General features: G+C 67.1%; 16 protein-coding genes. 15 read left to right on the top strand and 1 reads right to left on the bottom strand.

The window, feature by feature from the left end; translation table 11 throughout:
- The first annotated feature begins 6 nt into the window (after positions 1-6).
- The 13 genes from AC07WS_RS04485 (at position 7) to AC07WS_RS04545 (ending at position 18,119) form a co-directional block, all read left to right on the top strand.
- Positions 7-1,158 carry a glycoside hydrolase family 88/105 protein gene (locus AC07WS_RS04485; protein ID WP_494727877.1) on the top strand — a complete coding sequence of 384 codons (1,152 nt, stop codon included), beginning with the start codon at positions 7-9 and terminating at the stop codon, positions 1,156-1,158.
- 9 nt (positions 1,159-1,167) lie between these two features.
- Positions 1,168-2,421: a DUF2264 domain-containing protein gene (locus tag AC07WS_RS04490; RefSeq protein WP_494727878.1), complete on the top strand. Its 1,254-nt coding sequence runs from the start codon at positions 1,168-1,170 to the stop codon at positions 2,419-2,421.
- A 22-nt stretch (positions 2,422-2,443) separates the two neighbouring features.
- Complete coding sequence (locus tag AC07WS_RS04495) at positions 2,444-3,646, top strand: DUF4861 family protein (protein WP_494727879.1); 1,203 nt, start codon at positions 2,444-2,446, stop codon at positions 3,644-3,646.
- Positions 3,647-3,874: 228 nt separating this feature from the next.
- Positions 3,875-4,495 (top strand): TetR/AcrR family transcriptional regulator, encoded by a 621-nt coding sequence (locus tag AC07WS_RS04500; RefSeq protein WP_494727880.1) that lies wholly within the window; start codon positions 3,875-3,877, stop codon positions 4,493-4,495.
- 55 nt (positions 4,496-4,550) lie between these two features.
- Positions 4,551-6,341 carry an acyl-CoA dehydrogenase C-terminal domain-containing protein gene (locus AC07WS_RS04505; RefSeq protein WP_494727881.1) on the top strand — a complete coding sequence of 597 codons (1,791 nt, stop codon included), beginning with the start codon at positions 4,551-4,553 and terminating at the stop codon, positions 6,339-6,341.
- An 18-nt stretch (positions 6,342-6,359) separates the two neighbouring features.
- Positions 6,360-8,759, top strand: coding sequence for a 3-hydroxyacyl-CoA dehydrogenase/enoyl-CoA hydratase family protein (locus AC07WS_RS04510; RefSeq protein WP_494727882.1), 2,400 nt, complete (start codon positions 6,360-6,362; stop codon positions 8,757-8,759).
- 56 nt (positions 8,760-8,815) lie between these two features.
- Positions 8,816-9,265 carry a PaaI family thioesterase gene (locus tag AC07WS_RS04515; RefSeq protein WP_026334897.1) on the top strand — a complete coding sequence of 150 codons (450 nt, stop codon included), beginning with the start codon at positions 8,816-8,818 and terminating at the stop codon, positions 9,263-9,265.
- 43 nt (positions 9,266-9,308) lie between these two features.
- Complete coding sequence (locus tag AC07WS_RS04520) at positions 9,309-10,505, top strand: acetyl-CoA C-acyltransferase (RefSeq protein ID WP_494727883.1); 1,197 nt, start codon at positions 9,309-9,311, stop codon at positions 10,503-10,505.
- Between the two features lie 70 nt (positions 10,506-10,575).
- On the top strand, positions 10,576-11,355 hold the full coding sequence (locus AC07WS_RS04525) for an enoyl-CoA hydratase (RefSeq protein ID WP_494727884.1): 780 nt from the start codon (positions 10,576-10,578) through the stop codon (positions 11,353-11,355).
- Positions 11,356-11,644: 289 nt separating this feature from the next.
- Complete coding sequence (locus tag AC07WS_RS04530) at positions 11,645-12,718, top strand: SGNH/GDSL hydrolase family protein (protein WP_494727885.1); 1,074 nt, start codon at positions 11,645-11,647, stop codon at positions 12,716-12,718.
- A gap of 104 nt (positions 12,719-12,822) precedes the next feature.
- A complete protein-coding gene (locus tag AC07WS_RS04535) occupies positions 12,823-15,183 on the top strand; it encodes a beta-L-arabinofuranosidase domain-containing protein (RefSeq protein ID WP_494727886.1) in 2,361 nt (786 codons plus the stop codon).
- Between the two features lie 114 nt (positions 15,184-15,297).
- Positions 15,298-15,891 (top strand): PEP-CTERM sorting domain-containing protein, encoded by a 594-nt coding sequence (locus AC07WS_RS04540; RefSeq protein ID WP_494727887.1) that lies wholly within the window; start codon positions 15,298-15,300, stop codon positions 15,889-15,891.
- A gap of 128 nt (positions 15,892-16,019) precedes the next feature.
- Entirely contained in the window at positions 16,020-18,119 is a 2,100-nt protein-coding gene (locus tag AC07WS_RS04545; protein WP_494727888.1) for a DUF6600 domain-containing protein, read from the top strand.
- Between the two features lie 18 nt (positions 18,120-18,137).
- On the opposite strand, the gene AC07WS_RS04550 is transcribed toward AC07WS_RS04545, so the two are convergent.
- Entirely contained in the window at positions 18,138-18,908 is a 771-nt protein-coding gene (locus tag AC07WS_RS04550) for a substrate-binding periplasmic protein (RefSeq protein WP_494727889.1), read from the bottom strand.
- Between the two features lie 139 nt (positions 18,909-19,047).
- On the opposite strand from AC07WS_RS04550, the gene AC07WS_RS04555 reads away from it, so the two are divergent.
- Together AC07WS_RS04555 and AC07WS_RS04560 are read left to right on the top strand one after the other, a co-directional pair.
- Entirely contained in the window at positions 19,048-21,045 is a 1,998-nt protein-coding gene (locus AC07WS_RS04555; protein ID WP_494727890.1) for a hybrid sensor histidine kinase/response regulator, read from the top strand.
- A gap of 66 nt (positions 21,046-21,111) precedes the next feature.
- Positions 21,112-22,320, top strand: coding sequence for a M48 family metalloprotease (locus tag AC07WS_RS04560; protein ID WP_494727891.1), 1,209 nt, complete (start codon positions 21,112-21,114; stop codon positions 22,318-22,320).
- The last annotated feature ends 13 nt before the right edge of the window (positions 22,321-22,333 follow it).

Below are 22,333 nucleotides of genomic sequence, written 5' to 3' on the forward strand. Positions count from 1 at the left end.
GACACCATGAACCTAAAAAAATACGCGCAAGGATTGCTGTTGCTGCTGGCCGTCACACTGGGCGGCTGCGCCACGCCGGCAAAGGACGGCGCCGCCATCGACGCCAGCAGGGCGGAGGTGGTCGCCATCATCGACCAGGTCAACGGACACTGGCAGCGCAGCACCCCTGTGCAGCAGTGGGCGTTCTGGCACGTGGCGGCCTACCAGACGGGGAATATGGCGGCCTACCAGGTCACGCACAACGAGGCCTACCGGCGCTACGCCGAAGCCTGGGCCGAGCACAACCAGTGGATGGGCGCCCGCTCGCCGGACAAGAGCCGCTGGCAACACACTTACGGCGAGACCGACGATCACGTGCTGTTCGGCGACTGGCAGATCTGCTTCCAGACCTACACCGACCTGTACAAGCTGGCCCCCGATCCGCGCAAGATCGCCCGCGCCCGCGAGGTGATGGAATACGAGATGGGCACCGCGCGTGACGATTACTGGTGGTGGTCCGACGGCCTGTACATGGTGATGCCGGTGATGACCAAGCTGTACGGTGTGACAGGCGACCGCCGCTACCTGGAAAAGCTGCACCAGTATTTCGAGTACGCTAACCGCATCATGTACGACCCGGTCGAACACCTGTACTACCGCGACGCCAAGTACGTCTATCCCGCGCACGCCAGCGTCAACGGCAAGAAGGACTTCTGGTCGCGCGGCGACGGCTGGGTGTTCGCCGCGCTGGCCCGCGTGCTGGATGAACTGCCGGCCGACGATCCGCATCGCGCCGAGTACGTGGCCCGCTTCAAGGACATGGCGCAGGCGCTCAAGCGCGCCCAGCAACCGGAAGGCTACTGGACCCGCAGCCTGCTCGATCCGCAACACGCGCCGGGGCCTGAGACCAGCGGCACCGCCTTCTTCACCTACGGCTACCTGTGGGGCATCAACCACGGAGTGCTGGCGCGTGACGAATACCTGCCGGTGGTGCGCAAGGGCTGGCATTACCTGAGCAAGGTGGCGCTGCAACCTGACGGCCGGGTCGGCTACGTCCAGCCGATCGGTGACCGCGCGATACCAGGCCAGGTGGTGGACCAGAATTCGACCGCCGATTTCGGCGTCGGCGCTTTCCTGCTGGCGTCGGCGGAACTGGTACGCTTGCTCGATCAAAAATAAGGAGACACGATGGAACGTCGCAACTTTATGCAGGCGGTGCTGGCCGCCCCCGGTTTGATGAACGCCGGCGCCGCAGCCGCCGCCGACAGCGCGCCGGCCGCCGGCGGCGAGCGCGCCTACATGGCCGGCCTGTTGCAGCAGATGGCCGAGCCGGTGCTGTCGAATATGGCGCAGGGCAAGCTGAAGAAAAACTTCCCGCTCGAACTGAGCCCGACGTGGGACGGCCGCGACTCCGGCGTGGCCTACCTTGAGTGCTTCGGCCGCCTGATCGCCGGCGCGGCGCCCTGGCTGGCGCTGCCTGACGACGGCACGGCCGAGGGCAAGACGCGCCACCGCCTGCGTCAGCTGGCGCTGCAAAGCTACACCAACTCGGTCGACCCGAAGAACCCGGACTACCTGCTGTGGAAGGGGCCGGGCCAGACGCTGGTCGATTCGGCCTACTTCACCAACGCGCTGATGCGCGCGCCGCAGGCGCTGTGGGAGCCGCTGGACCGCGTCACCAAGCAGCGCATCATCGCCGAGATCAAGAGCCTGCGGCGGATCGAGCCGCCGTACATCAACTGGCTGCTGTTCGCCGCGATGAACGAGGCGTGGCTGCTGTCCATCGGCGAGGAGGCCGATCCGCTGCGCATGAACCTGGCCATCCGCAAGATCAACGAGTGGTACGTGGGCGACGGCTGGATCAAGGACGGCGAGTCCTTCCACTTTGACTACTACTGCTCGTACGTGATGTACCCGATGCTGCTGGAGATCCTGGAGGTGCTGGTGCGCTGCAAGGGACCGTTCTGGAACGCCAAGCCGGAGGAGCTGCTGGCGCAGGCGCTGCAGCGCACGCAGCGCTATTGCGAACACCTGGAGCGCTTCATCTCGCCGACCGGCACCTACCCGCCGATAGGCCGCTCGCTGACCTACCGCACCGCCGTGTTCCAGCCGCTGGGCCTGCTGGCCTGGCGCAAGCAGCTGCCGGCCAGCCTGCCGGCGGGGCAGGTGCGGGCCGCGCTGCACGCCGTGCACCAGACGGTGTGGTCGGGCCCGAGCAACTTCACCCGCGACGGCTTCCTCAACATCGGCTTCGTCGGCCACCATCCGGAGCTGGGCGACTGGTACTCCAACAACGGCAGCATGTACATCGCCTCCGAAGGTTTCCTGTCGCTGGGCCTGCCAGAGAACGACGCCTACTGGACCGCGCCGGCGCAGGACTGGACCCAGAAGCTGGCCTACTCGGGCCGCCAATTCCCCAAAGACTATCCGGTGAAATACTGACATGCGCCCACGCTACATACTTTTGCTCGCATTGCTCCCGACCTTGGCCGGCACATCCGCCGGCGCGGCGGAACGGCTGGCCGTCACGGCCACTCACGAGCTCGACGCGGCGCGGTCGGCCGAAACCATCGCCATCCCGTGGGCCCAGGTCAACCAGGCCCTGCCGGGCGCGCTGCTGCAGCGCCTGACCGTGCGGGACGCGGCCGGCCACAGCTTGCCGTACCAGGTGACCAACGTAGCGCCGGAAGCCAAGGACCCGCAAGGCAAGGGCATCGCCTACGGCGAGCTGATCTTCCAGCACGACTTCGCCGCCGGCGAGCACAGCGCCAGCTTCACGGTGGAGAAGAGCGATGCCGTGGCGCCGCCGTTCCCGGTGCAGGCCTACGCCCGCTACGTGCCGGAGCGGCTGGACGACTTCGCGTGGGAAAACGACCGCATCGCCCACCGCACCTACGGCCAGGCGCTGGCCGCGCCCGACACGCAGGGCAGCGGCAAGGAGGTGCTGGTGACGAGCGGGCTGGACATCTGGTTCAAGCGGGTGCGCTATCCCATCGTGGACCGCTGGTACAACAAGGGCCACGACCATTACCACAAGGACGAGGGCGAGGGACTGGACATGTACGGCGTGGGCACCACGCGCGGCGCCGGCGGTACCGGCATATGGGACGGCAAGCAGCTCTACACCAGCCGCAACTACGCCAAGTGGAAAGTCATCGCCAACGGCCCGATCCGCGCCATCTTCGAGCTGAGCTACGACGCCTGGGACGCCGCCGGAGCCAAGGTCTCGGAAGTGAAGCGCTTCACCGTCGACGCCGGACACGACTTCGACCAGATCGACAGCACCTTCAGCTTCGGCGGCCCGGCAAGCCTGACCGCCGCCATCGGCCTCAACAAAACTCCGGCCTACGCGCAGCAGGAGCCCAAGGTGGCGGCCACGCCGCTGCCGGCGGCACGCGCGCTGACGCAGTGGGTGACCCAGCGCAGCGCCGGCGATTTCGGCGTGGCCATCGTGCTGCCGTCAGGCGAGCCGGCCTACGCGGCCGACGCCGCCAACGAGCTGATCCTGGCGCCGCTGCGCCCCGGCCAGCCGCTGCGCTATTACGTGGGCGCCATCGCCAGCTGGTCGGGCGAGGTGGGCGACGCTGCCGCCTGGCAGCGCCGCGTCACCGCCTTCGCCGCCCGCTTGGGCGCGCCCGTGTCCATCCAGCTCCGCCCCCTGCCATAAGCCCACGCTGTTGCCGCCCGAAGTCCCCTGCGGCAACAGCTCTCGTTGCTCCCCAACAATAGAACGCCACCTCTAACGGTACTGTTTGACATTTACCCCTCGCTGGATAATAGTACGAGCGTTCGCAATTCTTTTCACACGGAGTAAATTCAACTGGAGCAGAATACTCTTTTCTCCTCCATGAATGTTACCTTGGGACGCAATCTTATTAATACCTCAACTAAATTTATGCGCAAAGGCGAACTGACCCGCGCGGCAATCCTGGATGTGGCGCTGGACCTGGCCAGCCGTGATGGTCTGGAAGGCCTGACCATCGGATTGCTCGCGGATAAGATGAACATGAGCAAGTCCGGCGTGTTCGCGCACTTCGGCTCGCGCGAAGATTTGCAGTTGGAAGTCCTCAAGCTGTACCACCATCGTTTCGAACAGGAAGTGTTTTTCCCCAGCGTGAAGGAAGCGCGCGGCATCCAGCGGCTCAAGTCGATGTTTGCGCGCTGGGTCAAGCGGGTCAGCGTGGAGGTGGCCTCGGGCTGCATCTACATCAGCGGCGCGGTGGAGTATGACGACCGACCAGGTCCGATCCGCGAAGAGCTGATGGCGATGGTCGGCGCCTGGCAGGGCGCGCTGCTGCGCTGCGTGAAGCAGTGCATCGAATGCGGCGACCTCAAGGCCGACACCGATCCGCAGCAGCTGGTGTACGAAATGTACGGCCTGATCCTGGCATTGCACCACGATGCGCGCTTCCTGCGCATACCGGGCAGCCTGGGCCGGGCCGGCGTCGGCTTCGAACGCTTGATCGAAACGTACCGCAATCCGCAATCGCCGTCCGCGGTGGTGGCGCAGCAATAACGTAAAACACACTAATTCACATCGTAGTCACTACAAAAGTCATCAGGAGAAAATCATGGGTCAATACGTCGCGCCAATCCGGGATATGCAATTCGTTCTGCACGAGTTCCTGAAGGTGGAAGAGGAACTGAAATCGCTGCCGGACTATTCCGAAGTCGATGCCGACATCATCAATCAGGTGCTGGAAGAAGGCGGCAAGTTCACCGCCGAGGTGCTGTTCCCGCTGAACCACTCGGGCGACCGCGAAGGCTGCAAGCACGACGCCACGACCCACACCGTGACCACGCCCAAGGGCTTCAAGGAAGCGTACAAGCAGTACGTCGAAGGCGGCTGGGCGGCGCTGGCCTGCGATCCTGAATTCGGCGGCCAGGGCCTGCCGGTGGTGCTGAACAACTCGTTCTACGAGATGCTGAACTCGGCCAACCAGGCGTGGACCATGTACCCCGGCCTGTCGCACGGCGCCTACGAGTGCCTGAAGGAACACGGCACCGACGAACAAAAGAAAGTCTACCTGCCTAAGCTGGTGTCGGGCGAATGGACCGGCACCATGTGCCTGACCGAACCGCACTGCGGCACCGACCTGGGCATGCTGCGCTCGAAGGCGCTGCCACAGGCCGACGGCTCCTGGCTGATCACCGGCAACAAGATCTTCATCTCGGCCGGTGAGCATGACATGTCGGAAAACATCCTGCACCTGGTGCTGGCCCGCGTGCCGGACGCGCCGGAAGGCTCGAAAGGCATCTCGCTGTTCCTGGTGCCTAAGTACCTGCCGAAGGAAGACGGCTCGGTCGGCGAACGCAATCCGATCACCTGCGGCGCCATCGAAGAGAAGATGGGCATCCACGGCAACTCGACCTGCCAGATGAACCTGGACGGCGCCCGTGGCTGGATCATCGGCCAGCCGAACAAGGGCCTGAACGCCATGTTCGTGTTCATGAACGCGGCCCGTCTGGGCGTGGGCATGCAGTCGCTGGGCCTGACCGAGATCGCCTACCAGAACGCGCTGATCTACGCCAAGGACCGCATCCAGATGCGTTCGCTGTCGGGCGTGAAGAACCCCGACCAGCCGGCCGATCCGATCATCGTCCACCCCGACGTGCGCCGCATGCTGTTGACCGGCAAGGCCTACGCCGAGGGCGCGCGCGCCTTCACCTCCTACGTCGCGCTGCAGATCGACCGCGAACTGCACCACCCTGACGAAGAAGTGCGCAAGGAAGCGGCCGACGAAGTCGCGCTGCTGACCCCTATCGTCAAGGCCTTCATCACCGACAACGCCTGGATCGCCACCTCGGAAGCGATGCAAGTGTTCGGCGGCCACGGCTACATCTCGGAGTGGGGCATGGAGCAGTATGTGCGCGACGCCCGCATCAACCTGATCTACGAAGGCACCAACACCATCCAGTCGCTGGACCTGCTGGGCCGCAAGATCCTGGGCGACAACGGCGCCAAGCTGCGCAAGTTCGGCGAGAAGATCAAGGCCTTCGTGGAAGAGAACGGCACCGACGAGGCGATGAGCGAATTCGTCACCCCGCTGGGCGACCTGGGCGACAAGGTCACCAAGCTGACCATGGAAATCGGCATGAAAGCCTTCCAGAATCCGGACGAAGTGGGCGCGGCATGCGTGCCTTACCTGCGCGTGGTCGGCCACATGGTGTACAGCTACTTCTTCGCACAGATGGCGAAAATCGCCCTGGCCAAAGAAGACAGCGGCGACAATTTCTACAAAGCCAAGCTGGCCACGGCGCGCTTCTACTTCGCGCGCCTGCAGCCAGAAACTGCAACCCTGATTCGCCAGGCTCGTTCGGGTTCCGCCAACCTGATGGCACTCGACGCCGACCTGTTCTAAGAACCTAGAGGAAACGACATGACCAATTTCATCGTTAAAAAAGTAGCCGTGCTGGGCGCCGGCGTGATGGGCGCGCAAATCGCCGCTCATTGCGTCAACGCCAAAGTGCCAGTCGTACTGTTCGACTTGCCTGCAAAAGAAGGTCCGAAGAACGGCATCGTGCTGCGCGCCATCGAGAACCTGAAGAAGCTGTCGCCTGCACCACTGGGCAACAAGGACCACGCCGCGCTGATCGAAGTGGCCAACTACGAGGACGACCTGGCCAAGCTGGCCGAGTGCGACCTGATCATCGAAGCCATCGCCGAGCGCATGGACTGGAAGCACGACCTGTACAAGAAGGTCGCTCCGCACATCGGCGCCAACGCGATCTTCGCCTCGAACACCTCGGGCCTGTCGATCACCAAGCTGTCCGAAGGCTTCGACGCCGACCTGAAATCGCGCTACTGCGGCGTGCACTTCTTCAACCCGCCGCGCTATATGCACCTGGTCGAGATCATCCCGACCGAGTTCACCAAGCCGGAAATTTCCGACCAGCTGGAAGGCTTCCTGACCACCACCCTGGGCAAGGGCGTGGTCCGCGCGAAAGACACGCCTAACTTCATCGCCAACCGCGTCGGTGTGTTCGGCATCCTGGCGATCGTGCACGAAGCCGAGAAATTCGGCCTGTCGTGCGACGTGGTCGACGACCTGACCGGTTCCAAGCTGGGCCGCGCCAAGTCGGGCACCTTCCGCACCGCGGACGTGGTCGGCCTGGACACCATGGGCCATGTGATCAAGACCATGCAGGACTACCTGCCGAACGATCCGTTCGCCGCCGTCTACAAGACCCCGGCCGTGCTGGCTGGCCTGGTGGAAAAAGGCGCGCTGGGCCAGAAGACCGGCGCCGGCTTCTACAAAAAAGTGGGCAAGGAAATCCAGCGCCTGGACTTCGCCACCGGTGAATACGTGGCAGGCGGCGCCAAGGCTGCCGACATCGTCGCCCGCATCCTGAAGGAAAAAGATCCGGTCAAGAAGATGAAGGCCCTGCGCGAATCGACCAACCCACAAGGCCAGTTCCTGTGGGCGATCTTCCGCGACGCTTTCCACTACATCGCGATCCACCTGGACACCGTGGCCGACAACGCGCGCGACATCGACTTCGCCATGCGCTGGGGCTTCGGCTGGAACGTCGGCCCGTTCGAAACGTGGCAGGCGGCCGGCTGGTCGCAAGTGGCCCAGTGGGTCAAGGAAGACATCGAAGCCGGCCACGCGCTGTGCAACGCACCGCTGCCGGCCTGGGTGTTCGAAGGTCCGGTCGCTGAAAAAGGCGGCGTCCACACCGCCGAAGGTTCGTGGTCCGCAGTGTCGAAATCGTTCGTGCCGCGCTCGTCGCTGGCCGTGTACGACCGCCAGGCGTTCCGCGCGCCGGTGCTGGGCAGCGGCGCGATCGACGGCCGCACCGCCGGCACCACCGTGCATGAAGACGACGACGTGCGCCTGTGGCACTCGGGCGACGACGTGCTGGTGATCTCGCTGAAGACCAAGATGCACGTGATCAGCCCTGGCGTGATCGCCGGCTTCAAGAAGGCACTGGCCGAAGCCGAGAAGAACTTCAAGGGTCTGGTGATCTGGAGCGCGGACGCGGCCGACGGCGGCGCGTTCTCGGCCGGCGCCGACCTGCAATCGGCACTGCCTGCGTTCATGCAGGGCGGCGCCAAGGCGGTCGACCCGATCATCCGCGAACTGCAAGACACCTTCATGGCGATGAAATATTCGAACGTGCCGGTGGTGGCTGCTGTGGCTGGCCTGGCGCTGGGCGGCGGCTGCGAAATGGCGCTGCACGCGTCGAAGCGCGTGGCCTCGATCGAATCCTACATCGGCCTGGTGGAAGTGGGCGTGGGCCTGATCCCTGCCGGCGGCGGCCTGAAGGAAGCGGCAGTGCGCGCATTCAAGGAAGCCAAGGGCAACGACATCCTGCAATTCCTGAAAGCCGGCTTCACCAACGCCGCCACCGCCAACGTGTCGAAGTCGGCACTGGAAGCGCAGGCCATGGGCTACCTGAAGGAAGACGACGTGATCGTGTTCAACCCTTACGAGCTGCTGCACGTGGCCAAGGTGGAAGCGCGCGCCATGTTCGACAAGGGCTATCGTCCGCCGCTGAAGACCCCGGTGCAGGTGACCGGCCGCTACGGCTACGGCACCATCAAGGCGCAGCTGGTCAATATGCGCGACGGCGGCTTCATCTCCGCGCACGACTTCAAGCTGGGCGAGATGATCGCCGAGATCGTGTCGGGCGGCGATATCGACCAGGGTTCGTTCGTGAACGAGCAGTGGTTCCTGGACATGGAGCGTAAAGCCTTCCTGGAACTGCTGAACCATCCGAAGACCCAGGAACGCATCATGGGCATGATGCAGACCGGTAAGCCAGTCCGCAATTAATCGGTATGTCGATCCTGAAACTTGTCTTTAAAGTTCTACTGCGCGTGAGGCCGAGCATGGTGTATGACCGTATCAAGCAACAAATGATGGACACCTTGCCCTTCGTGCGCCTGCTGGGGATCAGGATCGACGAGATCGGCAGCGGCACTTCGAAAGTGTCGATGCCGGAGGACCCGAAGCTCAACAACCACCTGGGCACGCAGCACGCCGGGGCCTTGTTCACGCTGGCCGAAACGGCTTCCGGCGCGGCCATGGCTGGCGGCTTCGCGGAGCTGATCCTGGGCTTGCGGCCGGTCGCCAAGGAATCGCGCATCCAGTACCAGAAAGTAGCCAAGGGCGCCACCCGCGCCGAAGGCCGCGTCCCTGGCGATCTGGCCGCGCTGAAGGCCGAGCTGAAAGAGCAGGGCAAGGTGGCGTTCCCGGTGGAGGTCGACATCTTCGACGCCGCCGGCACGCTGGCCGCACAGGTTCAAGTGGATTGGTATTTATCCGAGAAGCGGGCGTAATCGTCCCGCTAAGTCTTCGATCAAAAATTTTCGAAAGAACAAAATGAGCAAACAAATTCAAGACGCATACATCGTCTCTGCCACCCGCACCCCGATCGGCAAGGCGCCGCGCGGCATGTTCAACAAGACCCGCCCGGACGACCTGCTGGTGCGCGTGCTGCAATCGGCCCTGGCGCAGGCGCCTGGTCTGGACCCGGCGCTTATCACCGACGCCATCATCGGCTGCTCGTTCCCGGAAGCGGAACAGGGCTTCAACATCGCCCGTCAGGCGGTGCTGCTGGCCGGCCTGCCTAAGACCATCGGCGGCGTCACCGTCAACCGCTACTGCGCATCGGGCATCACCGCGCTGGCCATGGCCGCCGACCGCATCCGCGTGGGCGAGGCCGATGCGATGATCGCCGGCGGCGTCGAGTCGATGTCGATGGTGCCGATGATGGGCCACCACCCATCGATGAACCTGAACATGTTCACCGACGACAACGTCGGCATGGCCTACGGCATGGGCCTGACCGCTGAAAAAGTGGCGACCCAATGGAAGATCTCGCGCGAAGCGCAGGACGCGTTCGCCGTGGAATCGCACCGCCGCGCCATCGCCGCGCAGCAGGCCGGTTTCTTCAAGGACGAGACCACCCCGGTCGAGATTATCACCCGCACGCCCGACCTGGCGACCGGCGAGATCAAGATCAAGACCCGCACCGTCGACACCGACGAAGGCGCGCGTGGCGATTCGACCGTGGAATCGCTGGGCAAGCTGAAGCCTGTGTTCGCGGCCAAGGGTTCGGTCACCGCCGCCAACTCGTCGCAGATGTCCGACGGCGCCGGCGCGCTGCTGGTCGTGTCGGAGAAATTCCTGCGCGAGCACAACCTGACCCCGCTGGCCAAGTTCTCGTCGTTCGCCGTCAAGGGCGTGCCGCCGGAAATCATGGGCATCGGTCCCAAGTTCGCGATTCCTGATGCGTGCAAGGCCGCCGGCATCACCCAGGACCAGCTGGACTGGATCGAACTGAACGAAGCGTTCGCTGCACAAGCGCTGGCCGTCATCGGCGACCTGGGTCTGGATCCGGCCAAGGTCAACCCGATGGGCGGCGCGATCGCCCTGGGCCACCCGCTGGGCGCGACCGGCGCGATCCGCGCCGCGACCGTGGTGCACGCACTGCGCCGCAACAACCTGAAGTACGGCATGGTGACGATGTGCGTCGGCGCCGGCATGGGTGCTGCGGGCATTATCGAACGCGTGTAAACTGAGCACGGAATCATAAAGAAGGGCGCTGCGGTTCAACCACGGCGCCCTTTAATCATTTGGAGATCACATGGATATTTTGAGCAGCAAGACCAACGGCGTGCTGACGCTGGAATTCAACCGCCCGGAGCGCAAGAACGCGATCACCTCGGCGATGTACCAGAGCATGGCCGACGCCATCAACGACGCGGAGCAGGACGCCGCCGTGCGCGCCATCCTGATCGTCGGCAAGCCGGAGATCTTCACCGCCGGTAACGACCTGGAAGACTTCATGAAGACCTCGCGTCCGGCCGACGGCTCGGGCATCGAGGAGCGTTCGGTGTACAAGTTCATGATGGCGCTGAGCGGTTCGACCAAGCCGGTGGTGGCGGCCGTGGCCGGCGCGGCGGTGGGCATCGGCACCACGCTGCTGATGCATTGCGACCTGGTCTACGCTGCCGACAACGCCAAGTTCTCGATGCCGTTCGTGCAGCTGGGCCTGTGCCCTGAGTTCGCGTCCAGCCTGCTGCTGACGCAGATCGCCGGCTACCCGCGCGCCGCCGAGAAGCTGATGCTGGGCGAAGCCTTCCTGGCGCAGGAAGCGCTGGAGATGGGTCTGGTATCGAAGATCGTTCCCGCCGCCGAATTGCGTGCCTTCGCCGAAGGCCAGGCCGCCAAGCTGGTCGCCCTGCCGGCCAGCTCGATCCGCGCCACCAAGCAGCTGATGAAGGCCGCGCGCAAAGCTCCGGTGACGGAAGCCATCGCCGCCGAAAACAAATTCTTCGGCGCCATGCTGGCCGCGCCGGAAGCCAAGGAAGCGTTCACCGCCTTCTTCGAGAAGCGCAAGCCGGATTTCACCAAGTTCTCGTAGGGCTCGATTCTGGCCCGGTGTTTTTTGTTCTTCACGGATTACCGGGCGCCTTCGGCCGGGCGGGTTAGCGGCGATTAGTATTTTTTAGTTCTGAAAATAGCGCGGAGTCGCACGAAATATCGATGGTTAGCATTGGGTAGTAGTGGTTAGCGGGTTTTAGTAAAAGCCGAAAAAATAGACCCCGCCCCGCACATGCCTGAGGCATCTGTTTCTATAGATTGATGGTCGGTTAATCGTTTACTATTCCGGTACAGCTCGATTTGACGAGTATCGGACAGGAGACGTATTGATGAAGTTCAGAGCAGGATTGGCGGCCTTGTTGTTGGCCGGGCAGGCGTTTGCCGGGGTGGCGGTTGCACCGGACGATGCGCAGTTGCGCTACACCGGGCGCATCGATTTTGCCGACCGCGCGCGGCCCATGTTGTCGTGGCCCGGCACCAGCATCGAAGGGAACTTCACCGGCGCCAGCCTGACGGTCAAGCTGGACGACCAGTTGGGCAAGAACTTCTTCAACGTCTTCATCGACGGCGACCTGGCCAGGCCGGCGGCCGTCATCGAGGCCGCGCAGGGCGGCAAGAGCTACGCGGTGGCCAGCGGCCTGGGCCCGGGCCCGCACCGCTTCCTGATCACCAAGCGCACCGAGGGCGAGGAGGGCGGCACCGTCTTCCAGGGACTGGAGCTGGCGGACGGCGGCAAGCTGCTGCCGCCGCCGGCGCCCAAGCAGCGCCGCATCGAGTTCTTCGGCGACTCCATCACCACCGGCATGGGCAACGAGTCGCCGGACGACGGGCCCGATCATCTGCTGAAGGACAAGAACAACTTCATGTCCTATTCGTCCATCACGGCGCGCGCGCTGGACGCGGAGGCGCACATCATCTCGCAAAGCGGCATCGGCGTGATGATCAGCTGGTTCCCGTTCACCATGCCGGATTTCTACGACCAGCTGAGCGCCGTCGGCAACAACGACACCCGCTGGGACTTCCGCTCGTGGACGCCGGACGTGGTGGTCATCAACCTGTTCCAGAACGACCGCTGGCTGATCGACCGCGAGCATCGCCTGTCGCCGGCGCCAGACGATGCGCAGCGCGTGCAGGCCTACCGCGGCTTCGTGCAGAAGATCCGCGCACTGTATCCGCAGGCCTACATCGTGTGCGCGCTGGGCAGCATGGACGCGGTGCAGGAAGGCTCCAAGTGGCCGGGCTACGTCCGCACGGCGGTGGACCAGCTGCGGCAGGGCGGCGACCAGCGGATCGATACCATCGTGTTCCCGTGGACCGGCTTCGGCGGCCATCCGCGCATCAAGCAGCACCAGGCCAACGCCGCGCAGCTGACCGCCTTCATCCGCCGGAAAATGGGCTGGTGAGCGCCCGATTGTGCAGATTTCGTCATCCTTTTAGCGGCGCCGCCACAAGACGGCGGCCGGCCCCGCACGTACATTAGAGGATGGCCATCCATCATGGGGTAAGCATGCATCGTCGACAGCTACTACAGGGCGCCGCCGGACTGGGACTGCTTTCGGGCTGGCCCGGCGCCGTCAGCGCGGACACGGCCGCCGCCGGTTTTCCATCCACCGCGCAGGCGCTGCCGCTGTCGTCCGTCCGCCTGCTGCCCTCGCTCTACGCCGACGCGCTGCAGGCCAACCAGGCCTACCTGCTGCGCCTGAGCGCCGACCGCTTCCTGCACAACTATCACCGCTTCGCCGGCCTGCCGACCAAGGGCGCCATCTACGGCGGCTGGGAGTCCGACACCATCGCGGGCGAGGGACTGGGCCACTATCTGTCCGCGCTGTCGCTGATGCACGCGCAAACCGGCAATGCGGCGCTGAGGCCGCGCATCGACTACATCGTGGCCGAGCTGGCGCGCGTGCAGCAGGCGCATGGCGACGGCTACGTGGCAGGCTTCATGCGCAAGCGCGCGGACGGCACGGTGGTCGATGGCAAGGAGATCTTCCCCGAGATCGTGCGCGGCGAGATCAAGTCGGCGGGCTTCGACCTGAATGGCTGCTGGGTGCCGCTGTACAACTGGCACAAGGTGTTCGCCGGCCTGTTCGACGCGCAGACCCATGCCGGCAACGCCCAGGCGCTGCCGGTGGCGCTGGGCCTGGCGGGCTATATCGACCAGGTGTTCGCCGCGCTCAGCGACGAGCAGGTGCAGCAGGTGCTGGCCTGCGAGCATGGCGGCATCAACGAAAGCTTCGCCGAACTCTATGCGCGCACCGGCGACCAGCGCTGGCTGCTGCTGGCGCGGCGGCTGTACCACACCAAGGTGCTGGCGCCGCTGACGCAGGGCCGCGACGAACTGGCCAATCTGCACGCCAACACGCAGATCCCCAAACTGATCGGCCTCGCGCGCCTGAGCGAACTGACCGGCCGCCGCAGCGACGCCGACGCCGTGGACTTCTTCTGGAGGCGCGTCACGCAGCACCACAGCTACGTCATCGGCGGCAACGGCGACCGCGAATACTTCTCCGCGCCGGACAGCATCGCCGCCCACATCACCGAGCAGACCTGCGAGGCCTGCGCCAGCTACAACATGCTGAAGATGACGCGCCATCTCTACAGCTGGGCGCCGGACGCCGCCTACTTCGACTACTACGAGCGCACCCACCTGAACCACATCCTCGCGCACCAGAACCCGCGCACCGGCATGTTCACCTACATGACGCCGCTGATGTCGGGCATGGCGCGCGAATACTCCAGCGAGGACAACGACTTCTGGTGCTGCGTCCTGTCCGGCATGGAGAGCCACGCCAAGCATGGCGATTCGATCTACTGGGAGAACGGCGACACGCTGTTCGTCAATCTCTACATCCCGTCGACGTTGGAGTGGCAGGCCGCGCGGCTGGAGCTGAACACGCGCTATCCCTACGAGGGCGAGATCGAGCTGAAGGTGCGCCGGCTGGCGGGGCCGCGCCAGTTCACGCTGGCCTTGCGCGTGCCGTCGTGGGCCGGCGGGCATACGTTGCTGGTCAACGGCAAACCGCAGACCGCCAGCAAACAAAAGGGCTACCTGCTGATACGCCGGCGCTGGCGCGCGGGCGACAGCGTGCGCCTGTCGCTGCCGCTGGCGCTGCGGCTGGAGGCGGCGGCCGGCAACGACCATGTGGTGGCGCTGCTGCGCGGCCCGATGGTGCTGGCGGCGGACCTGGGCGCGGCCGACAAGCCGTTCGGCGGACTGGCGCCGGCGCTGGTGGGCGCCGACGTGCTGGCCTCGTTCGCGGCGGCGGACAAGGACCGGGCCGTGTACCGCAGCGTGGGCAGCGGCCGCCCCGGCGACATGAAGTTCACGCCGTTCTTTTCGCAGTACGAGCGGCGCGCGGCGGTGTACTTCAACGTCTACACCGAGGCCGAATGGGCGGCGTCGGAGGTGACCTTCCGCAAGGAGGAGGCGCGCCTCAAGGACCTGGCCGCGCGCTCGGTGGATGTGATGCACCTGGGCGAGATGCAGCCGGAGCGCGACCACGACCTGCAGTCGGCGATCTCCTATCCGGTTGCCTACCGCGGCCGCAACGGCCGCGACGCCCGCACCGGCGGCTACTTCAGCTTCCGCATGAAGTGCGCCGACGGCCCGCTGCTGCTGCAGGCCAGCTACTGGGGCGAGGAAAGCAACCGCGATTTCCACATCAGCGTCGACGGCGAACGGATCGCCCGCGTCAAGCTCGATGGCGGCCATCCGGGCGTGTTTGTCGACGAGGAATATCCGGTGCCGGAGCGCATCACCCACGGCAAGGACAGCGTGCTGGTGCGCTTCGATCCGGAGCCGGGCCACAGCGCCGGGCCGGTGTTCGGCGTGCGCCTGTTCACGCAGCGCGCCGCCATGACATCCTGATCCGCGGCCGGCGCCCACTGTCGCGCACGCGAGACAAGCCCGGCTTGCACAAAAGCGAGCTGGTGCTATCCTGATTTTTTATCTTATCAATCTTATATTGCTTAAGGAGAAGAGATGAAGACACTCGCGATTGCGCTGGCCTGCCTGGCCTGTGCCGGCTCCGCCGTAGCCGATACCAATGTCGCCCTGGGCGGCGGCGTCTCCCTGACCGGCAGCGGATTCTGGGATGGCGGCAGCTGGGGTCCCGGCGCGCCGGCCCTGCCGTCGACGGTAACGGACGGCGTCTACCTGCCGGTCCAGACGCAGTGGAACCTGGGCACGGTGTTCTGGACCGGCGACTATGGCGCCGATGCTGTGACCATCACCCTCAACCAGGCCGCGCTGGTGAAGCAGCTGAACATCCAGGCCGACAACGACAACGACTACCGCATCCAGTACCGCGACCTGGCCAACGTCTGGCACGACCTGGCGGTGATGATGCCGAACCGCTCGTGGGGCATGGACAACGGCAGCACGGTGCTGGGCGCGCCGGTGGTGGCCACGGCCTTCATGATCAGCGGCGCCGCCGGCGACGGCGACAACCACTTCGCCGTGTCCGAGTTCGAAGCGATCGGCAGCGTGGTGCCGGAGCCGTCCGCCTATGCCATGCTGGGCGCCGGCCTGGCGCTGCTGGGCTGGACCGCGCGCCGCAAGCAGCGCCGTTCCTGAACCGGCATCGGCCGCGCCCTCGGCTTGCGGCAGCGAGGGCGCGCCGCGCGCGGATGTGCGGCAGCGAACGGTGGCCGCCGCGCCGATGGTTTATGTTGGGCTCATTGCTGATTTTATGCGAGTCCATCATGCACCTCCGATCCCGATTCCTGCTGGCGCTGGGTGGCGCCGCCTGCTGGTACAGCGGCGCCGCGCTGGCCGACCCGCCGGCGCGCGTGGCGCGCCTGGCCTATGTCGCCGGTCCCGTGAGCTATGCCGCCGCCGGCGCCGACGACTGGCAAACGGCCGGCATCAACCGTCCGCTGGTGGCGGGCGACCGCCTGTGGACCGCGGCCGGCGCGCGCGACGAGGTGCAGGCCGGCCCGGCCGCCGTGCGCATGGGCGGCGAGACGCTGGTCACGCTGCTCAACGCCAACGACAGCACCACCCAGCTGCAGCTGTCGCAAGGGCGGCTGAACCTGCGCGTGCGCCAGCTGCGTCCGGGCGAGGTGCTGGAGATCGACACGCCCAACCTGGCGTTCAGCATCCGCAAGCCGGGCCACTACCGGCTGCAGGTGGACGCCTCCGGCAACGCCACCGAGGTGGCGGTGATCGACGGCCAGGGCGAGGCGTATGGCGACAACACGTCCTACCTGGTCGATCCCGGCCAGGCCTATCGCTTCACCGGCACCGGCCTGCAGGATTTCAGCGTGAACCAGCTGCCGCCGGCCGACGACTTCGACCGCTGGGCGGCGCAGCGCGACCGCCGGCTGGAGCATCCGGTGGCGGCGCGCTATGTGTCGAGCGACGTGGTCGGCTACGAGGACCTGGACGACAATGGCGACTGGCGCGACGTGCCGGGCTACGGCCATGTGTGGATGCCGGCGCGGGTGGCGCCGGACTGGGCCCCGTATCGCGACGGCCACTGGGCCTGGGTCGATCCCTGGGGCTGGACCTGGGTCGACGACGCGCCCTGGGGGTTCGCGGTGTCGCACTACGGCCGCTGGGCGCAGACGCCGGCCGGCTGGGGCTGGGTGCCGGGGCCGGTGGTGCAGCGGCCGGTGTACGCGCCGGCGCTGGTGGTGTTCGTGGGCGCGGCGACGCTGATGCTGGCCGACCGCAATCCCGGCGTGGCCTGGTTCCCGCTGGGGCCGCGCGAGGTGTACCGGCCGTCGTACCGGGCCAGTCCGGCTTATGTCACCAACATCAATACCAGCAACACGGTGATCAACAAGACGCAGATCACCAACGTCTACAACAACGTCCAGATCAACAACGTCCGTTATGTGAACCGCCAGGCGGTGACGGCGATGCCGAGCGCGGCGTTCGCCCAGGCGCAGCCGGTGCGGCAGAACGCGGTGCGGGTGGCGCCGCAAGCCCTGGCGGCCGCGCGGCTGGCCGCCGCGCCGGCGGTGCCGCCGCATCCGGCGCCGCTTGGCGGGCATGCCGGCCCGCGTCCGGCGCCGGCCATCCTGGCGCGGCCGGTGGTGGCGAAGACCGCGCCCGCGGTGGCTGCTGCGCCGCCGGTGGCGCGCGGTGGCGCGCCGCTGCGGGACGCTGCGCAGGCCTCCGCGCAGTTGCGCATGGCGCACGCGGCGCGGCCGACGCTGCCGGTGCCGGCCGCACCGCCGCGCCTGGCGCAGCAGGGCGGGGCGCATGCTCCGGGGCCGGCCACGCAGCCAGCGCCGCCGGTCATGCCGCTGACGGCGCGGCCCGCGAATCCGGCGCAGATCCCTCCGCAGGCCGCCTTGCATCCGCAACCGAGGCCGCAGCTACAGCCACAGCCACAGCCTCCACGGCCTGAGGCGCAGCCGCCTGCCGCGCAGCATGGGCCGATGGAAGCGCGTCCTGCGCCGCATCCGCAGGCCGAGGCTCGTTCGCAGCCGGCAGCGCCGCCGCAAGCGCTGGTCCATCCGCAACCGGCGCCACACCCGCAAGCCGAGGCTCGTCCGCAGCCGGCGCCGCATCCGCAGGCCGAGGCTCGTTCGCAGCCGGCAGCGCCGCCGCAAGCGCAAGCCCATCCGCAACCGGCGCCACGTCCGCAGGTGGAGGCTCGTCCGCAGCCGGCGCCGCACCCGCAGGCCGAGGCCCGGCCACAGCCTGCGCCGCCGCCGCAAGCGCAAGTCCATCCGCAACCGGCGCCGCATCCGCAGGCCGAGGCGCATGCGCCGCCGCAAGCGCAGCCCAAAGCGCCGCCGCATCGCGAGGCCGCGCGCCACGATCCGAACCAGGAAGGCAAACGCGAATAGCCGCCCCCGGCGCGGCGCCTACGACACGCCGTAGCGGCTGCGGATTTCCGCCAGCACGCCTTGCCTCTCCAGGCGCTCGATGGCGCCGTTGAGCAGGTCGAGCTCGGCCTGGGTCGTGCTGTGCTTGTTGAGCATCAGATGCACCGGCGCGCGCAACACCGTGAACGGCAGCGGCGCGATGGCGATGCCCTGTTCCCGCGCCTCGTGGCGCAGGGCGGCGGTGTCGCCGAGGATCAGCTCGGCCCGCCCGGCGTCCAGCATGCGCAAGCCTTGCTGGAAGCTGTGGAAGGTGCTCAGCAGGCCCGCTTCGAGCAGCTGCGGCTGCACCCGCGCGTAGGCCGCGCCATACCAGCCCAGCTTGGGCGCCAGCAGCGACAGTTTTTTTCCGGCCAGCGCATCGACGCTGCGCACGCCGCGGTAGCGCGCCAGGTTGGCGGCGCGGGTGAACACGCTCACCGATTCATAACGGTAGGCCAGGCTGAAGCGCGCGTACTTGCGCCGCTCGGCGGTGTCGGACGCGGCCAGCAGCAAGTCCAGCCCGCCCTGTTCGAATTCGCGCTGGCGGCGCGCGGTCGGCAGCTCGGGCATCAGTTGCAGCACACAGCCGGCCTCCTTGAAGATCGCCTGCGTCAGCTCCAGGTCCAGCCCGGACGGCGGGCCGTTGGGCCTGGTGTACACATAGGGCGGCCATTGTTCCAGCGCCATCTTCATCTGGCATGGCGCGGCCCCCGCCGGCAACGCGGAGGCGACCATGAACGCCATGACGGAACCGATGCAACGCGCTTGCATGGCGTAACCCTTTCTAGTTCTATGGCTACAATTTGCCAGATGCAACGGGAATGTCAAGCCCGCTTCCGCGCCGGCGCGCTATTGTGCGCCGCTGTACGGCACAGTTGCTACACTCTGGCTTTCTGCATCTGGAATCTTTATGCCGGCGCAATCTTTCCCCGCCCTGTCCCCCGTCATGTGCGAACCCGCCTGGCGCTTCATCGGCGCCGGCACGCCGATGCGCGACATGGTGCGGCGCCACGCATGGGAACACACGCCGCTGGGCGCGGTGGCCGACTGGCCGGCCTCGCTGCGCACCGCGGTCGGCCTGGTGCTGCACGCGGCCCAGCCGATGTTCCTGTGGTGGGGCGAGCAGCTGGCGCAAATCTACAACGACGCCGCCGTGCCGTGTTTCGGCGAGGGCCGCCATCCGGCCGCGCTGGGCCAGGCCGGGCCGGCGTGCTGGCAGGAGCACTGGGCCGCGATCGGCCCGCAGATCGAGCGCGTGCTGGGCGGCGGCGAGCCGCAATGGCATGCCGACCATCTGCTGCCGGTGTGGCGCAACGGCCGCATCGAAGACGTCTACTGGAGCTACGCCTACACCCCGGTGTTCGACGACCACGACCGCGTGGGCGGAGTGCTGGCCGTGTGCACCGAGACCACCGCCCAGGTGCTGGCCGCGCGCCGCCGCCAGGCGCTGGACCGGCTGGCGCGCAGCCTGCTGGACTGCGGCGACGCGTCGCAGGTGGCCGACTGCCTGGCGCTGTGGGCGGCCGACCATCCGCACGACCTGGCCGGGGTGCGGATGCAGCGCGGCGCGGCGGCGGACCTGGCCGGCGCCGACGGCGGCCAGGTCGTCATCCACGGCGCCGAGCTGCAACTGTGCGCCGAGCTGGCGCTGGCGTTCCGCCTGTCGCCGCGCCTGCCGCTGGACCACGCCTACCGCCAGTTCCTGGAACAGATCACCGGCGCCGTGTGCGCCGCGCTGAGCCGGCTCGAAAGCGACCGCGCGCTGGCGCTGGCGATGGCCGAAAGCGCACGCCTGAACGTCGACCTCCACCTGTCGGCGCGCATCAAGGATGAATTCCTGGCGCTGCTGGGGCACGAGCTGCGCAATCCGCTGGCGCCCATCGTCACCGCGCTCAAGCTGATGAAGCTGCGCGGCGCCGACACCGGCCAGGAGCAGGCCGTGATCGAGCGCCAGGTCGAGCACCTGGTGCGGCTGGTCGACGATCTGCTCGACGTCTCGCGCATCGCCAGCGGCAGGGTGGAGCTGCGCAAGCAATCGGTGCTGCTGTCGGACGTGATCTACCGGGCGGTCGACATGGCCAGCCCCCTGCTGGAGCAAAAGCGCCACCACCTGCTGGTCGAGGTGCCGGCCGTGCGCTGGCATGGCGATCCGGCGCGGCTGGCGCAGGTGGTGTCCAATCTGCTGAGCAACGCGGCGCGCTACACGCCGGCCGGCGGCCACATCACGCTCAACACCCGGCTGCAGCAGCAGGCCATCCAGATCCAGGTGACGGACGACGGCTGCGGCATCGGGCCGGCCCTGCTGCCGCATGTCTTCGACCTGTTCGTGCAGGGCAAGCGCCAGCTGGACCGCGCCCGGGGTGGGCTGGGCATCGGGCTGGCGCTGGTGCGCAACCTGGTGCAGATGCACGGCGGCACGGTCAGCGCCCACAGCGACGGCGAAGGACGCGGCAGCACCTTCACCGTCACGCTGCCGGACGCGCTGGCGGCCGATGCCGCCGGGGCGGCCGAGGCGGCCGCAGCGCAGCGCGCCGGCGCCAGCGTGCTGGTGGTGGACGACAACCGGGACGCCGCCGACGCGCTCAGCGAGCTGCTGGGCGTGCTGGATTACCGCGCCGCCGTGGCCTACGATCCGGCCGAGGCCATCGCCGCCGCCGCCGCCGCCATGCCGCAGGTGGCCATCCTCGACATCGGCCTGCCGGGCATGGACGGCTACGAGCTGGCCGCCCACCTGCGCCGCCTGCCCGGCGGCGCCGGCGTCAAGCTGGTCGCGCTGTCGGGCTACGGCCAGCCGCGCGACAAGGCGCGCAGCCGCCAGGCCGGCTTCGCCGCCCATCTGGTCAAGCCGCTCGATCTGGCCGAGCTGCAAGCCGTGTTACAGATGGATGCCGGTGTAAAGTTATCATAAATAGTTATGTTTTTCTCAAACCAGCCATTAAAATAGCCGCGTGGAAACTTTTTATCCGGGAGCGCGGTGGAACTGGTTTATAAGAACGAAAGTGCCTTGTTCGGCATCATGCTGGCGGTGGCGCTGCTGATCTGGGCCGCGCTGCTGCTGGCCATCCGGGGCCTGGCGCTGGCCTATCTGCTGCTGCTCCTGCTGTCCTGGTGCCTGGCGCAAGCGTCGCTGGCGTCCCGGCTGCGCGGCACGGCGGTGCGCATCACGCCGCGGCAGTTTCCCGACCTGCACCAGCGCGTCGAGCTGTGCCGCCAGCGGCTGGCGCTGGACGCCGCGCCGGAAGCCTATCTGCTGCGGGCGGGCGGGCGCTTTAACAGCTGCGCCACCCGCTTCCTCGGCGCCGACATCATCGTGCTGGACGCCGACCTGGTCGAGGCGCTGGCGGCGCAGCCGGACGCGATCAATTTTCACATCGGCCATGAGCTCGGCCATATCAAGCGGCGCCACCTGCGCTGGTCGGCGCTGCTGGCGCCGGCCGCGCTGATGCCGCTGCTGGGCGCGGCGTATGCGCGCGCCCGCGAGTACACCTGCGACCGCCACGGCTTCCACGCCTGCGACGACCTCCAGAGCGCCCAGCACGGACTGGCCGCGCTGGCGGCCGGCGGCCAGCGCTGGCGCCAGATGAACACGGCGGCGTATGCCGACCAGGCGCGCGCCGCGTCCGGATTCTGGATGTCGTTCCACGAGCTGGTGGGCGACCGGCCGTGGCTGGTCAAGCGCATGGCGGCGGTCAGGGCGCTGGCGGCCGGCCACGAGGCCAACCCGCCGGCCCGCCACGGCCTGGCCTATGCGCTGGCGCTGTGCGTGCCGCGCCTGGGCGGCGGCGGCCTCGGTTCGCTGGTCGCCGTGGCGGCGCTGGTCGGCATGCTGGCGGCGGTGGCGCTGCCGGCCTACAACGACTACCTGGCGCGCGCCCGCATGGCCCAGGCGGCCGGCGTCGGCCAGGACGCGGCGGCGGCGGTCGAGCGCTACATCTACGCCAACGGCCGCAGCCCGGTCACGCTGGCGCAGGCCGGCTATGCGATGGACGATCCCAGCCACGTGGTGCAGGAGATCACCGTCGATCCGGGCAACGGCGTGGTGCGCGTGTTCCCGTCCGACCCCGGCTATCGCGGCAAGGCTATTGCGTTCACGCCCAGGCTGGACGAGAATAAGCGCGTTGCCTGGCACTGCGGCAGCGAAGACATCCCCGCCCGCGTGCTGCCGGCGGACTGCCGCAACTAGCACCACCAAGCGC

Source organism: Duganella sp. GW821-FHT01E12, from assembly GCF_059422325.1.

Bases quoted from the DNA above. Each gene is read 5' to 3' on its own strand.
- AC07WS_RS04555 (WP_494727890.1), top strand. From the start codon at position 19,048: ATGCCGGCGCAATCTTTCCCCGCCCTGTCCCCCGTCATGTGCGAACCC.
- AC07WS_RS04520 (WP_494727883.1), top strand. From the start codon at position 9,309: ATGAGCAAACAAATTCAAGACGCATACATCGTCTCTGCCACCCGCACC.
- AC07WS_RS04515 (WP_026334897.1), top strand. From the start codon at position 8,816: ATGGTGTATGACCGTATCAAGCAACAAATGATGGACACCTTGCCCTTC.
- AC07WS_RS04505 (WP_494727881.1), top strand. From the start codon at position 4,551: ATGGGTCAATACGTCGCGCCAATCCGGGATATGCAATTCGTTCTGCAC.
- AC07WS_RS04545 (WP_494727888.1), top strand. From the start codon at position 16,020: ATGCACCTCCGATCCCGATTCCTGCTGGCGCTGGGTGGCGCCGCCTGC.
- AC07WS_RS04510 (WP_494727882.1), top strand. From the start codon at position 6,360: ATGACCAATTTCATCGTTAAAAAAGTAGCCGTGCTGGGCGCCGGCGTG.
- AC07WS_RS04535 (WP_494727886.1), top strand. From the start codon at position 12,823: ATGCATCGTCGACAGCTACTACAGGGCGCCGCCGGACTGGGACTGCTT.
- AC07WS_RS04550 (WP_494727889.1), bottom strand. From the start codon at position 18,908: ATGCAAGCGCGTTGCATCGGTTCCGTCATGGCGTTCATGGTCGCCTCC.
- AC07WS_RS04540 (WP_494727887.1), top strand. From the start codon at position 15,298: ATGAAGACACTCGCGATTGCGCTGGCCTGCCTGGCCTGTGCCGGCTCC.
- AC07WS_RS04500 (WP_494727880.1), top strand. From the start codon at position 3,875: ATGCGCAAAGGCGAACTGACCCGCGCGGCAATCCTGGATGTGGCGCTG.
- AC07WS_RS04490 (WP_494727878.1), top strand. From the start codon at position 1,168: ATGGAACGTCGCAACTTTATGCAGGCGGTGCTGGCCGCCCCCGGTTTG.
- AC07WS_RS04525 (WP_494727884.1), top strand. From the start codon at position 10,576: ATGGATATTTTGAGCAGCAAGACCAACGGCGTGCTGACGCTGGAATTC.
- AC07WS_RS04485 (WP_494727877.1), top strand. From the start codon at position 7: ATGAACCTAAAAAAATACGCGCAAGGATTGCTGTTGCTGCTGGCCGTC.
- AC07WS_RS04530 (WP_494727885.1), top strand. From the start codon at position 11,645: ATGAAGTTCAGAGCAGGATTGGCGGCCTTGTTGTTGGCCGGGCAGGCG.